Origin of the sequence: Streptomyces sp. NPDC052042 (assembly GCF_044548345.1) — a bacterium.
Lineage (GTDB): Bacteria > Actinomycetota > Actinomycetes > Streptomycetales > Streptomycetaceae > Streptomyces.
Window position 1 is genome coordinate 231,026 of record NZ_JBIUBU010000001.1, and the last position, 12,844, is coordinate 243,869.

At 72.9% G+C, this 12,844-nt stretch carries 12 protein-coding genes; 6 read left to right on the forward strand and 6 right to left on the reverse strand.

The window, feature by feature from the left end; all coding sequences use genetic code 11:
- Nucleotides 1-36: 36 nt before the first annotated feature.
- Complete coding sequence (locus ACIHCL_RS01010; protein ID WP_399855381.1) at nt 37-930, reverse strand: helix-turn-helix domain-containing protein; 894 nt, start codon at nt 928-930, stop codon at nt 37-39.
- Nucleotides 931-1,321: 391 nt separating this feature from the next.
- Between ACIHCL_RS01010 and ACIHCL_RS01015 the strand changes: the two genes are divergently transcribed.
- Nucleotides 1,322-3,148 (forward strand): glycoside hydrolase family 35 protein, encoded by a 1,827-nt coding sequence (locus ACIHCL_RS01015; RefSeq protein WP_399855383.1) that lies wholly within the window; start codon nt 1,322-1,324, stop codon nt 3,146-3,148.
- 284 nt (nt 3,149-3,432) lie between these two features.
- On the opposite strand, the gene ACIHCL_RS01020 is transcribed toward ACIHCL_RS01015, so the two are convergent.
- Nucleotides 3,433-4,209: a S1 family peptidase gene (locus tag ACIHCL_RS01020; protein ID WP_399855385.1), complete on the reverse strand. Its 777-nt coding sequence runs from the start codon at nt 4,207-4,209 to the stop codon at nt 3,433-3,435.
- A gap of 331 nt (nt 4,210-4,540) precedes the next feature.
- Between ACIHCL_RS01020 and ACIHCL_RS01025 the strand changes: the two genes are divergently transcribed.
- Nucleotides 4,541-5,464 carry a hypothetical protein gene (locus ACIHCL_RS01025; RefSeq protein WP_399855387.1) on the forward strand — a complete coding sequence of 308 codons (924 nt, stop codon included), beginning with the start codon at nt 4,541-4,543 and terminating at the stop codon, nt 5,462-5,464.
- Between the two features lie 127 nt (nt 5,465-5,591).
- On the opposite strand, the gene ACIHCL_RS01030 is transcribed toward ACIHCL_RS01025, so the two are convergent.
- Nucleotides 5,592-6,557: an SDR family oxidoreductase gene (locus ACIHCL_RS01030; protein WP_399855390.1), complete on the reverse strand. Its 966-nt coding sequence runs from the start codon at nt 6,555-6,557 to the stop codon at nt 5,592-5,594.
- A gap of 100 nt (nt 6,558-6,657) precedes the next feature.
- Here ACIHCL_RS01030 and ACIHCL_RS01035 point away from each other — a divergent pair, with 100 nt between their 5' ends.
- From ACIHCL_RS01035 to ACIHCL_RS01050, 4 genes are all read left to right on the forward strand, one after another.
- Nucleotides 6,658-7,407, forward strand: a complete 750-nt coding sequence (locus ACIHCL_RS01035) for an enoyl-CoA hydratase family protein (RefSeq protein ID WP_399855393.1) — start codon at nt 6,658-6,660, stop codon at nt 7,405-7,407.
- Between the two features lie 125 nt (nt 7,408-7,532).
- Nucleotides 7,533-8,387 carry a CoA transferase subunit A gene (locus tag ACIHCL_RS01040; protein ID WP_399857075.1) on the forward strand — a complete coding sequence of 285 codons (855 nt, stop codon included), beginning with the start codon at nt 7,533-7,535 and terminating at the stop codon, nt 8,385-8,387.
- Nucleotides 8,388-8,476: 89 nt separating this feature from the next.
- On the forward strand, nt 8,477-9,184 hold the full coding sequence (locus ACIHCL_RS01045) for a CoA-transferase subunit beta (RefSeq protein ID WP_399857077.1): 708 nt from the start codon (nt 8,477-8,479) through the stop codon (nt 9,182-9,184).
- Entirely contained in the window at nt 9,184-10,260 is a 1,077-nt protein-coding gene (locus tag ACIHCL_RS01050; protein WP_399855396.1) for an NAD(P)H-dependent flavin oxidoreductase, read from the forward strand. The genes ACIHCL_RS01045 and ACIHCL_RS01050 overlap by 1 nt, the downstream gene beginning before the upstream one ends.
- Nucleotides 10,261-10,492: 232 nt before the next feature.
- On the opposite strand, the gene ACIHCL_RS01055 is transcribed toward ACIHCL_RS01050, so the two are convergent.
- The 3 genes from ACIHCL_RS01055 to ACIHCL_RS01065 all read right to left on the reverse strand — a co-directional run bounded on the left by ACIHCL_RS01055 (nt 10,493) and on the right by ACIHCL_RS01065 (nt 12,842).
- Nucleotides 10,493-10,696: a cold-shock protein gene (locus ACIHCL_RS01055; protein WP_399855398.1), complete on the reverse strand. Its 204-nt coding sequence runs from the start codon at nt 10,694-10,696 to the stop codon at nt 10,493-10,495.
- 328 nt (nt 10,697-11,024) lie between these two features.
- Complete coding sequence (locus ACIHCL_RS01060; protein WP_399855401.1) at nt 11,025-12,182, reverse strand: acetyl-CoA C-acetyltransferase; 1,158 nt, start codon at nt 12,180-12,182, stop codon at nt 11,025-11,027.
- 48 nt (nt 12,183-12,230) lie between these two features.
- Nucleotides 12,231-12,842 carry a TetR/AcrR family transcriptional regulator gene (locus ACIHCL_RS01065; RefSeq protein WP_399855404.1) on the reverse strand — a complete coding sequence of 204 codons (612 nt, stop codon included), beginning with the start codon at nt 12,840-12,842 and terminating at the stop codon, nt 12,231-12,233.
- Between the last annotated feature and the right edge of the window lie 2 nt (nt 12,843-12,844).

The following is a 12,844-nucleotide window of genomic DNA, read 5'->3' on the forward strand; positions in this document are numbered from 1 at the left end:
CGCCCCGGCACCGCGCCGCGGGCCGGCCGGCGGGGCTCAGCGCGCCGAACCGAACGGGGGGATCCTCGGCACGTTCCCGGGATCCGGCACCTGGTCGCTCCAGCCGCCCGGCACGTTGCGGCCCTGCTGTTCGCGGAACCGGACCGGTGCGACGCCGACCCTTCGGGCGAAGAGCCGGGAGAAGTACGCCGGGTCGTCGTAGCCCACGCGCCGGGCCACCGCGGCGACCGGGAGGTCCGTGGCGACGAGGAGTTCCTTGGCGCGCCCGAGCCGGATGCCGAGGAGGTAGTCCTTGGGGCTGCAGCCCGCTCCGCGCCGCACCGCCGTGCGCAGTTCGGCGGGTGTCATCCCGTGCCGGGCGGCGTGCTCGGCCACGGACAGCGGCTGGAAGGCGTCGCGGGCGAGGGCCTGGAGCACCGGGTCGCCGTCGGGGCTGACGTCGGCGCGGGCCCGGCGCAGGGAGACGAGGAGTTCATGGACGGCGGCGCCGGTCTCGACCTCCAGCAGCGGGTTGTCGCGCCGGGCGGCCCGTACCATCCGGCCCACCGCCGCGCGGGGCCCGGCCGTGTCGGCCAGCGGGACGAGCGGGCGCTCGGGTTCGATGTAGCCGAGTTCGGTGTACGTGGCGGTGGCGGGGCCGGTGAAGTCGACGAAGCTCTCGTCCCAGCCGGTGCCCGGGTCGGCGCCGTAGTGGTGCGGGGTGCCGGGGGTCAGCCAGATCAGGCTGGGCGCGACGACGGGTATCCGGCGGCCGTCGGGCCCGCCGAACCAGCCGCTGCCGGAGTGGACGACGACGGCCACATGATGGTCCAGGGTGCGCGGGCCGACCGTCGGCAGGGCTCCGTGCTGGAGCCCCACGCCCAGGCAGACGAGCCCCAGCCGGTGGTGGAGCGGGCTGGGGGTGAAGAAGCGCATCCAGGTGTGGTACATCGGCCTTTCTTTCCTCCCCCTCTCGTGCTGCCTGTCCGGTCGTTCCCGCCGCCTCCGTCCGGTCCCTTTTCCGTTCGGTCCCGGTCCCGGTTCTGTCCGGTCCGGTCCGGGGCCGGTCCCGTTTCCGTCTCCGGTCCGGGGCCCGGTCCCGGCCCGTCCGGCTTCGGGCCCGTCCGGACATCGTGCCTGGTCGGACATCCTGCCTGGTCGAGCACCGGTCCGAACAATTGTGTCCAAACAGCCCTGATCTTTGTCCATGGACCGGCCGCGCACCAGGGGGCGATGCTGGGCTGCGACATTCCTCCCGGGTTCGCCCGCTCCGTGGCGCGTGCCCTCGTGCGACGATCGGCGCGCTTCGCCGGGACCGCACGCACAGGAGACTACGAGCACGATGGCTGACTTCACCGTGGGGGACGACCACTTCCGGCTCGACGGGAAGCCCGTACGGCTGCTGTCGGGTGCCCTGCACTACTTCCGGGTCCACGAGGCCCAGTGGGACCACCGGCTGGCCATGCTGCGGGCCATGGGGCTGAACTGCGTCGAGACGTACGTGCCGTGGAACCTCCACGAGCCGCGTCCCGGCCGTTACCGGGACGTGGAGACGCTGGGCCGGTTCCTGGACGCGGCGCGGCGGGCCGGGCTGTGGGCGATCGTCCGCCCGGGCCCGTACATCTGCGCGGAGTGGGAGAACGGGGGGCTGCCGGTCTGGGTGACCGGGCGGTTCGGGCGCCGGGTGCGGACCCGTGACGAGGAGTACCTGGCCGCGGTGGAGCGGTGGTTCTCGATGCTGCTGCCGCAGGTGGTGCAACGGCAGATCGACCGCGGCGGCCCGGTGATCATGGTTCAGGCGGAGAACGAGTACGGGAGCTACGGCACCGATCAGGTCTATCTCCGGCGGATCGCCGGGATGCTGCGCGAGCACGGGGTGGCCGTTCCCCTGTTCACCTCCGACGGGCCCGAGGACCACATGCTCACCGGTGGTTCCGTGCCGGGGCTGCTCGCCACGGCGAACTTCGGTTCGGGGGCGCGCGAGGCTTTCGAGGTGCTGCGCCGCCATCAGCCGAAGGGGCCGCTGATGTGCATGGAGTTCTGGTGCGGGTGGTTCGATCACTGGGGTGCCGAGCCGGTCGTGCGCGATCCGGAGGAGTCCGCCCGCGCGTTGCGGGAGATCCTGGAGTGCGGGGCGTCGGTGAACATCTACATGGCGCACGGCGGGACGAACTTCGCCGGGTGGGCCGGGGCCAACCGTTCCGGTCCGTTCCAGGACCAGGGCTACCTGCCGACGGTGACGTCGTACGACTACGACGCGCCGATCGACGAGTACGGCCGCCCCACCGAGAAGTTCTGGCGGTTCCGCGAGGTGCTGGCCGAGTACGCGGACGGGCCGCTTCCGGAGCTTCCGCCGGAGCCCACCCCGCTGGCCGCCCCGGTGCGCGCGGAGTTGACCGAATGGGCCCCGCTCTCCGCCGTGCTGGAGGCGCTGGGCGACGAGGAGCCGGCACCGTCGGGGGTTCCGCCGACGTTCGAGGAGCTCGGGGTCGACCGGGGTCTGGTGCGCTACCGGGTCGGTGTGCCGGGTCCGCGCATCCCGTACGCCCTGGCGGCGGTGGGGCTCCGGGACCGGGCCGTGGTGTACGTGGACGGTGTCCGGGCGGGGGTGCTGAGCGAGGAGAACACGGCCCTGGACGAGCCGGTGGCCGGGCCCGCCGAGATCGAGCTGTGGGTGGAATCGCTGGGCCGCGTCAACTACGGGCCGCGGCTCGGCGAGCCCAAGGGGATCACGGGCGGGGTGCTGCACGAGCGGCAGTACCTGCACGGGGTGCGGGCGCGGGCGCTGCGGCTGGAGGCGTTCGAGGAGCCGGACGCGCCGGCCGGGGTGGCCTTCCAGGACGTCCGGTCGGCCGGGGACGCCGGGGAGGCGGGTCGTACCGGGCTGTTCCGGGGAACGTTCGAGGTCGCGGACGCGGCGGGCACGGGGCACGCGGGGCTCGAACTGCCGGGCTGGGCGCGGGGGTTCGTGTGGGTGAATGGCTTCGGCCTGGGGCGTTACCGGTCGGTCGGCCCACAGCGGACGCTGTATGTGCCGGGCCCGGTGCTGCGGGAGGGCGCCAACGAGGTGTGGGTGCTGGAACTGGAGGACGCGGGCGCCCCGTACGCGGAACTGGGTCCGGGGGTGCCCGTCCGTACCGCGGGCACCCCCGGGGACGCCCGGGTGTGAGCCGGGTCCGGAACGCGGAACCGGACCGGACGGGGCGCCGCACCGGACCGGACGGTGAACCGGCCCCGAGGGGGCATGGGGCCGGTTCACCGGACCGGTCGCACCGGTCCGGGCCGGTTCCGGCGGGACCGGATCGGAGTCCCGCCTCCCGGCCCGGAGTCACAGGCTCCGGGTCAGGAGGCTCCGACCCCCGTCCGGAGGCTCCGACCCCCGTCAGGAGGCTCCGACCGTCGCGCCCCAGGCCCCGGCCACCGTGCTCCGGCAGCCGGGATCCAGGATCCGGGTCAGAGCGTGGACGCGGCGGAGGCGATGCCGGACGCGAAGGTCGAGACCTCGGTGTAGACGCCCGGGTAGCCGCGCCGGGCGCAGCCGTTGCCCCAGCTGACGATGCCGACCTGGATCCAGGCCCCGGCGTTGTCCTTGCGGAACATGGGGCCGCCGGAGTCGCCCTGGCAGGTGTCCACGCCGCCGGTGTCGACCAGGCCGGCGCAGATCTCCTCGCCGGGGACGAGGTCGCCGCCGTACGCGGCCTGGCACTGGGCGTCGGAGACGAACGGCACGGTGGCCTTGAGCAGGTAGCGCTGCTGCCCGCCGCCCTCGGTGGCCGCGCCCCAGCCCGCGATGGTGAAGGTGCCGTTGTTGTACGCGGTGCTGGTGGCGATCTTGAGAGTGGGCAGGTCGATCGGCTTGGCCAGCTTGATCAGCGCCCAGTCCTTGCCGATGCCGTTGTAGCCGGGGGCCTGGAGGACCTTGGTGGACCTGACCTTGATGGCGCTGGACGACTGCAGGTCGACGACGCCGGCGGTGGCGGTGATGGAGGTGTCGTTGCCCGATCCGTCCACGCAGTGCGCGGCGGTGAGCACGATGTCCTTGGCGTAGAGAGCGCCGCCGCAGCCCATCGACAGCCGGACCATGAACGGGAACTCGCCCTGGGCGGCACGGGTCCCGCCGACGACGGGCGCGGGCGCCGCCGAGGCTCCGGCGGGCTGGAGGCTGAAGGCCGCGAGGGCCACGGCGGCCATGACGGAACATCTTTTCAGGGCACGCAGAAGCTGCTTCAAGGGAATGCCTTCTTTCGTGGGGGGTGCTTGTGGGGGGTGCCTGTGGGGTGCTCTCACCGAGGGGTCCGTGAGGGACCTCCCCGGGATCTCGCGGGGTGTGCCGCCCTCGCCCGGGGTCCGGCGCACACGGGCGAGGACACCCGGATGGTCATGCTCCCGACAAAGGCGTGCTTGGGGATTATCGAGAAGCGATCACGACCTCCACAAGGCTCGCTTTTCGGCCAAGATCAGCAGTGTCCTCGCGGTTACAGTGGAGGCCGGTCGGACGCGCCCGGACCGGGGCGGGCCCACGGCGGGCGGGAAACAGACCCGTGGCGGACGGGGGTGGCACGTGGCGGACAACGGTCGGCGCGGTGGCCGGGCCGGCGGCCCGGTCGTCCACGGCTTTCCCCATCTCGGCACCGTGCGGTCCGCGATCACGGCGCTGTACCGGAGGCTGTCGTACGACGGGGTGCGGAGTTACGCCACGAGTCTGGCCCCGGTCGATGTCGCCTTCTTCGACCACGACGACCTGCACCTCGGGGCCCAGCGGGTGGCCCGGGCCGTGGTCCAGCACCTGCGCCTGCCGGATGCCCGGATGATCGTCGCCTTCCGCACGACGGAACACGCGGCAACCGTCGAACTCACCGCGGGGCCCGAGTACTTCATCGAACTCAACGACCGCTTCCGCACCCATCGCAGGGATGTCGGCGCCGCTCTCGCGCACGAGATCACGCATGTGCTGCTGCACCGTCTCGGCCTGGAGTTCCCGCAGACGCCGGACAACGAGATCCTCACCGACACCGTGACGACGTACCTGGGCGCCGGCTGGCTGCTGCTGGACGCCTTCCGCGAGGACGCCCTCTCCAGCCAGAAGCTCGGCTACCTCACCCCGGAGGAGTTCGGGTACGTCCTCGCCAAACGGGCGTTCGCCTTCGACGAGGACCCCTCCCCGTGGTTCACCAGCCCGCAGGCGTACACGGCCTACGTGAAAGGGCGCGCACAGGCCCTGCGCGACCTGAGGCAACCGCCCCTCGCCGCCGCTCCATGGGCGGCCCGTCGCCGCTACGCCAGGGACCGGCGTGACGCCCTGGAGTCCTCGGGGACGCCCCCACCGCCGGCCCCCGCCGCCGTGTACACCTTCGAACACGATCCGCGGGGCGTACGGGTCTCCTTCCCGTGTCCGGCCTGCCACCAGCGCATCCGTGTTCCGGTGCGCGGCCGGATGCGAGCCCGCTGCGGGCTGTGCCGAACGGTCCTGGACTGCGACACCTGAGCTCCACCCGCCGTACGGAGGCTCGTACCCGGCCCGCGCCCCCACCTCCCGCGGTCTCCCAGCCACCGCCCGTACGGGGCCGGACCGGTGCGCCGGCCCCGCGCGTCCGCGGGTGCGGCCCGTGGCCCTACCTCGCCCCGTACACCGGACGCGGCGCCTCCGCCCGGGCGAGGAGCCGGCGTGCCGCCCCTCCCGCCTCGACCGGCGCCCAACGGACCCCCAGGTCCACGGTGGGGCCGGGCCGCCAGCCCTCCATGACCGTGATGCGCCCGGCCTCCACCTCGAAGACCCGCCCGGTCACCCCGTCGCTCGCGGCCGAGCCGAGCCACACCACCAGGGGGGACACGTTCTCGGGCGCCATCGCGTCGAACTCCCCCTCCGGCGGCGCCGCCATGGTCTCGGCGAACGTCCGCTCGGTCATCCGGGTCCGGGCCGCCGGGGCGATCGCGTTGACCTGGACCCCGTACCGCCCCAACTCCGCCGCGGCGACCAGGGTCAGCCCCACGATGCCCGCCTTCGCGGCGGAGTAGTTGCCCTGACCCACGCTGCCGAGCAGCCCCGCGCCCGAAGCGGTGTTGATCACCCGGGCCTCCGGCGCGCGGCCCGCCTTCGCCTCCGCCCGCCAGTGCGCGGCCGCCCGCCGCAGCGGCAGGAAGTGGCCCTTGAGATGGACCCGCATCACCGCGTCCCAGTCGTCCTCGTCCAGATTGACCAGCATCCGGTCGCGCAGGAACCCGGCGTTGTTGACCAGGGTGTCCAGCCGCCCGAAGGCGTCCAGCGCGGTGGCGACCAGTGAGGCGGCACCGTGCGTGGTGGCGATGTCGCCGGTGTGGGCGACCGCCACGCCGCCCGCCGCCGTGATCTCGTCGGCCACCCGCCGGGCCGGTCCGTCCGATCCTCCCGCCCCGTCCGCGCCGACGCCGAGGTCGTTGACCACGACCTTCGCCCCCTCGGCGGCGAAGGCGAGCGCATGGGCCCGGCCGAGGCCGCGGCCGGCACCGGTCACGACCACCACCCGTCCGGCGCACAGCCCCCCGCCCGCTCCCCCGGACCGTGCCCCACCGTCCCCGTCCCCACCCCTGTTTGTGGTCATCACACATCTCCCTGCCGGCGGTTGCCTGTTGGCGATGCGGAGGTCGGCTGCTACCTTCCACACCTAACAAATGTTTGGTGGAAAGGTAGCTGATCGGCTCATGGGTGTCTCCACCACGGATCCGGCCGAGGGCGTCCGCCTCGTCACGGTCGACCACCCGCCCGTCAACGCGCTCCCCGTGCGCGGCTGGTACGAGCTCGCCGACGCCCTGCGTGCGGCGGGCCGCGACCCGGGGGCCCGCTGTATCGTGCTGGCCGCCCGGGGGCGCGGGTTCAACGCGGGGGTCGACATCAAGGAGATGCAGCGCGATCCCGGTCACGGCGCCCTGATCGGCGCCAATCGGGGCTGCTACGAAGCGTTCTCGGCGGTGTACGAGTGCGAGGTCCCGGTCGTCGCCGCGGTGCACGGCTTCTGCCTCGGCGGCGGCATCGGCCTCGTCGGCAACGCGGACGCGATCGTGGCGAGCGAGGACGCCACGTTCGGCCTGCCCGAGCTGGACCGGGGTGCTCTGGGCGCGGCGACCCATCTCGCCCGGCTCGTGCCGCAGCATCTGATGCGCGCGCTGTACTACACCTCGCGCACCGTCACCGCCGCCCAGTTGCAGGCCCACGGATCGGTATGGAAGGTCGTCCCGCGCGGCGAACTGCTGGACGCGGCGATGGACTTGGCCCAGGAGATCGCGGCCAAGGACGGACGGCTGATCCGGCTGGCCAAGGCCGCCATCAACGGCATCGACCCCGTCGACGTCCGCCGCAGCTACCGCTTCGAACAGGGCTTCACCTTCGAGGCCGGTCTCAGCGGGGTCGCCGACCGGATCCGCGACACCTTCGGCAGGGAGGAACGACCGTGACCGACACCCGAACCGACACCGTGACCGGAGCCAGGGCGGGAACGGGAACCGGAGACGGAATCAGGACGGACACCGGCACCGAGGCCGTGACCACCGCCGGCTCCGACCTGAGAACCGACAAGACCATGACCGCGCGCGAGGTCGTCTCCCGCCTCTCCAGCGGAATGACGATCGGCATCGGCGGCTGGGGCTCGCGCCGCAAACCCATGGCCCTGGTCCGGGAGTTGCTGCGCTCCGAGGTCACCGGCCTCACCGTGGTCGCGTACGGCGGCCCCGACGTCGGCCTGCTCGCCGCCGCCGGGAGGATCCGCAGGCTGGTCACGGCGTTCGTGACGCTCGACTCGATCCCGCTCGAACCGCACTTCGGGGCGGCCCGCCGGCGCGGCGCGTTCGAACTGATGGAGCTCGACGAGGCCATGCTGATGTGGGGGCTGCACGCCGCCGCGAACCGGCTGCCGTTCCTCCCGGTCCGGGCCGGTATCGGCTCGGACGTGATGCGGGTCAACCCCGGTCTGCGCACGGTCGCTTCGCCGTACGACGACGGCGAGGAGTTCGTCGCGATGCCCGCCCTGCGGATGGACGCGGCGCTGGTCCACGTGAACCGCGCCGACCGGTTCGGCAACGGCCAGTACCTGGGCCCCGACCCGTACTTCGACGACCTGTTCTGCGAGGCCGCCGAAACCGCCTATGTCTCCTGCGAACGCCTCGTGGACACGGCCGAGTTGACGCAGGAGGCCGCCCCGCAGACCTTGCTCGTGAAGCGGCACTACGTCACCGGGGTCGTCGAGACCCCGCACGGCGCGCACTTCACCTCCTGCGCCCCCGACCACCCCCGCGACGAGGCGTTCCAGAAGGCCTACGCCACCGCCGCCACCGATCCCGCCGCCTGGGCCGAGTTCACCCACCGCTTCCTGCCCGCGCACGGCGACGAGAAGAGCTACCGGGAAGCCGTCCGGACCTGGCACGAGGAGCACCAGTGACCAACGACCGCACCGCGCACCGCGCCGCAGACCGCGCCACCGCCCCTACCGCCGCCGACGGCTCCCCCGCCGACCGGGCCGAGTACTGCGTGATCGCCTGCGCCGAAACCTGGCGCGGCGACGGCGAGGTGCTGGCCAGCCCGATGGGGGTCGTCCCGTCCATCGGCGCACGGCTCGCCCGGCTCACCTTCGCCCCCGATCTGCTGCTGACCGACGGCGAGGCACTGATCGTCGGCCCGGACGGCGTGACGGAGGGCTGGCTGCCCTACCGGCAACACCTCGCCATGGTCACGGGCGGCAGGCGCCATGTGATGATGGGCGCGAGCCAACTCGACCGGTACGGCAACCAGAACATCTCCTGCATCGGAGACTGGCACCGGCCCCACCGCCAGTTGCTCGGGGTACGCGGCGCCCCGGTCAACTCCATCAATAATCCGGTCAGTTACTGGGTTCCCCGGCACTCCCCCAGGGTCTTCGTCGAACGCGTCGACATGGTCTGCGGTGTGGGGTACGACCGTGCCGCCGCGGCCGGCCCCCCGGCGCTGCGCCACCACCGCGTCCGGCGCGTGGTCACCGATCTCGCCGTCCTCGACTTCGCGACCCCGGACCACTCGATGCGCCTGGCCTCGCTGCATCCCGGGGTCACCGTCGAACAGGTCCGCGCGGCCACCGGTTTCGCGCTCGCCGTCGCCGACGGCGGCGTCCCGACCACCCGGGAGCCCACCGCCGTGGAGCTGCGCCTGATCCGCGAGGTCATCGATCCGGAGGGGGCCCGCGACCGCGAGGTGCGGGTCTGATGCGGACCGCGCTCACCGACCTCGTCGGCGTCCGTCACCCCGTCGTCCAGACCGCTATGGGCTGGGTGGCGGGCCCCCGGCTGGTCTCCGCCACGGCCCGTGCCGGGGCGCTCGGCATCCTGGCGTCCGCGACGATGACCACGGAGCGGCTGCGGGCGGCGGTGCGCGAGGTCAGGTCCCGTACGGACGAGCCGTTCGGGGTCAATCTGCGCGCCGACGCCGGGGACGCCCGGGAGCGGGTACGGATCATCATCGACGAGGGCGTGCGGGTGGCGTCCTTCGCGCTGGCCCCCTCGAAGGACCTCATCGCCGAGCTGAAGGACGCGGGGGTGGTCGTCATCCCGTCGGTCGGCGCCCGGCGCCATGCGGAGAAGGTCGCGGCATGGGGTGCGGACGCGGTGATCGTGCAGGGCGGCGAGGGCGGCGGCCACACCGGCGACGTCGCGACCACCGTGCTGCTGCCGCAGGTGGTCGACGCGGTGGACATCCCGGTGGTCGCGGCGGGCGGCTTCCACGACGGGCGGGGTCTGGTCGCGGCGCTGGCGTACGGGGCGGCGGGCATCGCCATGGGCACCCGGTTCCTGCTGACCTCGGACTCGACGGTGCCGGACGCGGTGAAGGCGCGCTATCTGGCGGCGGGTGTCAGGGACATCGCGGTGACCACCGCGGTGGACGGGCTGCCGCACCGGATGCTGCGCACCGAGATGGTCGCCGCGCTGGAGGGCGCGGGCCGCGTGCGGGCCCTGGCCCAGGCTGTGCGCCGGGCGGCGGGCTTCCGGCGGGTCTCCGGCCTCGGCTGGTCCCGGATGGTGCGCGACGGTCTCGCGATGCGGCGCGGCAGGGACCTGTCCTGGAGCCAGGTCCTGCTGGCCGCCAACACCCCGATGCTGCTGAAAGCCTCCATGGTCGACGGCCGCACCGATCTCGGTGTGATGGCGTCGGGGCAGGTGGCCGGGGTGATCGAGGACCTGCCGAGCTGTGCGGAGCTGGTGGAGCGGGTGATGGCGGAGGCACAGGCGGCCCTGGGTACGGTGTCACGCGCCCTGGCCGCGTCCCCGGAGGTGCCGCCCCGGTGAGCGCCGTCGAGGGGCGGCGGAACGGCGGCGGGCACGGCCGCTCGGCCCGTCGGCCGCCGCGACCGGCCGGCGCCCCGGCGCCCGGGCCCGGTCGCGGGCCTGGTTCCGGACCCGGTCGCGGGCCCGGCCCGGAGCTGCACGGGACGCCCGGCCCGGGGCCATGGAAACAGCGCGGGCCGGGGCCCGCACCGTGAAGGCACGGGCCCCGGCCGTAGGGCGCGCGTCCGACGGATCAGGCCGGAACGATGTTCTCCGCCTGCGGGCCCTTCTGGCCCTGCGTCACGTCGAACGAGACCTTCTGGCCCTCGTGGAGCTCACGAAAACCGTTCGAGGTGATGTTGGAGTAGTGGGCGAAGACGTCGGCGCCGCCGCCGTCCTGCTCGATGAACCCGTATCCCTTTTCCGAGTTGAACCACTTTACGGTTCCGGTGGCCATGCCAATCTCCTCAACAGGTGCAGTGCCGGACATCCGCAGGTCACGGATTCCGAGTCGCCGCATTGAGCCCCATCCGGAGAAAGACCGGAAAACAGTAATGCGCCCGACGAAGCATTCCCGTCAGGCGCACATCATGTCCATGGGTACCAAAACTGCAACGCGAAAACCGTAGCACGTTCCGTCGGCCGCGGTGGGAGCGTGCCGTACCGCCGACCGGCGGATCTCCGGGGCCGCGCGGACGGTCCACGGGCCCGGGACCGGGGGTCCGGGCCCCGGCGGAGGGCTTCCGGGCCCGTGCGGCGGGCCCGGAGCCGTTCGGCCGGCGGACTCAGAGCCGTTCGATGATGGTCACGTTCGCCTGGCCGCCGCCCTCGCACATGGTCTGGAGCCCGTAGCGGCCTCCGGTGCGCTCCAGTTCGTGCAGCAGCGTCGTCAACAATTTCGCGCCGGTTGCACCGAGCGGGTGCCCCAGGGCGATCGCACCGCCGTTGACGTTCACCCGGTCGGCACCGGCACCGGTCTCCTTCAGCCAGGCCAGGACGACCGGCGCGAACGCCTCGTTGATCTCGATCAGGTCCATGTCGTCGATGGTCATGCCGGCCTTCGCCAGCGCGTGGGCGGTGGCCGGGATCGGCGCCGACAGCATGCGGATCGGGTCCTCGCCGCGTACGGAGAGGTGGTGGACGCGGGCGCGCGGGGTGAGGCCGTGCTCGGCCACGGCGCGTTCGGAGGCGAGGAGCACGGCCGCGGCCCCGTCGGAGACCTGCGAGGAGCAGGCCGCGGTGATCGTGCCGCCCGCCATGACCGGCTTCAGCGCGGCCATCTTCTCCAGGGTGGTGTCGCGGCGCGGGCCCTCGTCGGTGGTGACGTCGCCCACGGCGACGGTCTCGCGCGCGAAACGGCCCTCGTCGATGGCACGCACCGCGCTCCGGTGGGAGCGCAGGGCGAACTCCTCCATGTCGAGGCGGCTGATGCCCCACTTCTCGGCGATGAGCTGGGCACCGTGGAACTGGTTGACCGGCGCGTCGCCGTACCGGGCACGCCAGCCCTCGCTGCCCGCGTACGGCCCCTCCGTCAGGCCGAGCGGTTCGGCGGCCCGACGGGAGGCGAAGGCGATCGGGATCTGCGTCATGCTCTGGACGCCGCCCGCGACGACCAGGTCCTGGGTGCCGGAGAGGACGCCCTGGGCGGCGAAGTGCACGGCCTGCTGGGAGGAACCGCACTGTCGGTCGACGGTGACGCCGGGGACCTCCTCGGGCAGTCCGGCCGCCAGCCAGCAGGTGCGGGCGATGTCGCCGGCCTGCGGCCCCACGGTGTCGAGGCAGCCGAAGACCACGTCGTCGACGGCCGCCGGGTCGACCCCGGCCCGTTCGACAAGGGCCCTGAGGACGTGGGCGCCGAGGTCGGCGGGGTGGATCCCGCCGAGTCCGCCCCCGCGCCTGCCGACCGGGGTGCGTACCGCTTCGACCAGGTATGCCTCGGCCATGACTGCCACTCCTTCACGGTGGTCTTCTTCACGGTGGTCTTCTCGGGGTCAGGTGTCCAGGGCGATGCCGTCCAGGACCATGGAGAGGTACTGACGGGCGATCTCCTCGGGGCTGTGCTGCCCGCCGGGCCGGTACCAGGACGCCGCGACCCAGACGGTGTCGCGGACGAACCGGTAGGTCAGGCGGATGTCGAGGTCGTCACGGAAAGACTTGTCGGCGACGCCGCGCTCCAGCGTGCCGAGCCACGCCTGCTCGAACTTGCGCTGGGAGTCGACGAGGTACCGGAAGCGCGGCTGGACCGCCAGGTGCTTGGATTCCTTCTGGTAGATGGCGACCGCGGCGCGGTGCCGGTCGATCTCCCTGAAGGACTCGGTGACGAGGGCCTCGATGGTCTCCCGGGGGCCGAGTCCGGCGGCGAGCACCGCGTCGTAGCCCTCCCAGAGCTCGGTGAGGAAGGTCGAGAGGATCTCGTCGATCATCGACTCCTTGGAGTCGAAGTGGTAGTAGAGGCTGCCCGCGAGCATCCCCGCCGCATCCGCGATCCTGCGGACGGTGGTGGCGTTGTATCCCTGCGCGGCGAACACCTCGGCGGCGGTGTCGAGCAGTTCGCGGCGGCGCGCGGGAGAGGGGGTCACCTGGGGCTTCTTCTTGGTAGGCACCC

Excerpts from the sequence above, each read along its gene's own strand:
- ACIHCL_RS01055 (WP_399855398.1), bottom strand. The coding sequence starts at position 10,696 with ATGGCCACCGGAACCGTAAAGTGGTTCAACTCGGAAAAGGGATACGGG.
- ACIHCL_RS01030 (WP_399855390.1), bottom strand. The coding sequence starts at position 6,557 with ATGACCACAAACAGGGGTGGGGACGGGGACGGTGGGGCACGGTCCGGG.
- ACIHCL_RS01060 (WP_399855401.1), bottom strand. The coding sequence starts at position 12,182 with ATGGCCGAGGCATACCTGGTCGAAGCGGTACGCACCCCGGTCGGCAGG.
- ACIHCL_RS01035 (WP_399855393.1), top strand. The coding sequence starts at position 6,658 with ATGGGTGTCTCCACCACGGATCCGGCCGAGGGCGTCCGCCTCGTCACG.
- ACIHCL_RS01015 (WP_399855383.1), top strand. The coding sequence starts at position 1,322 with ATGGCTGACTTCACCGTGGGGGACGACCACTTCCGGCTCGACGGGAAG.
- ACIHCL_RS01010 (WP_399855381.1), bottom strand. The coding sequence starts at position 930 with ATGTACCACACCTGGATGCGCTTCTTCACCCCCAGCCCGCTCCACCAC.
- ACIHCL_RS01040 (WP_399857075.1), top strand. The coding sequence starts at position 7,533 with ATGACCGCGCGCGAGGTCGTCTCCCGCCTCTCCAGCGGAATGACGATC.
- ACIHCL_RS01050 (WP_399855396.1), top strand. The coding sequence starts at position 9,184 with ATGCGGACCGCGCTCACCGACCTCGTCGGCGTCCGTCACCCCGTCGTC.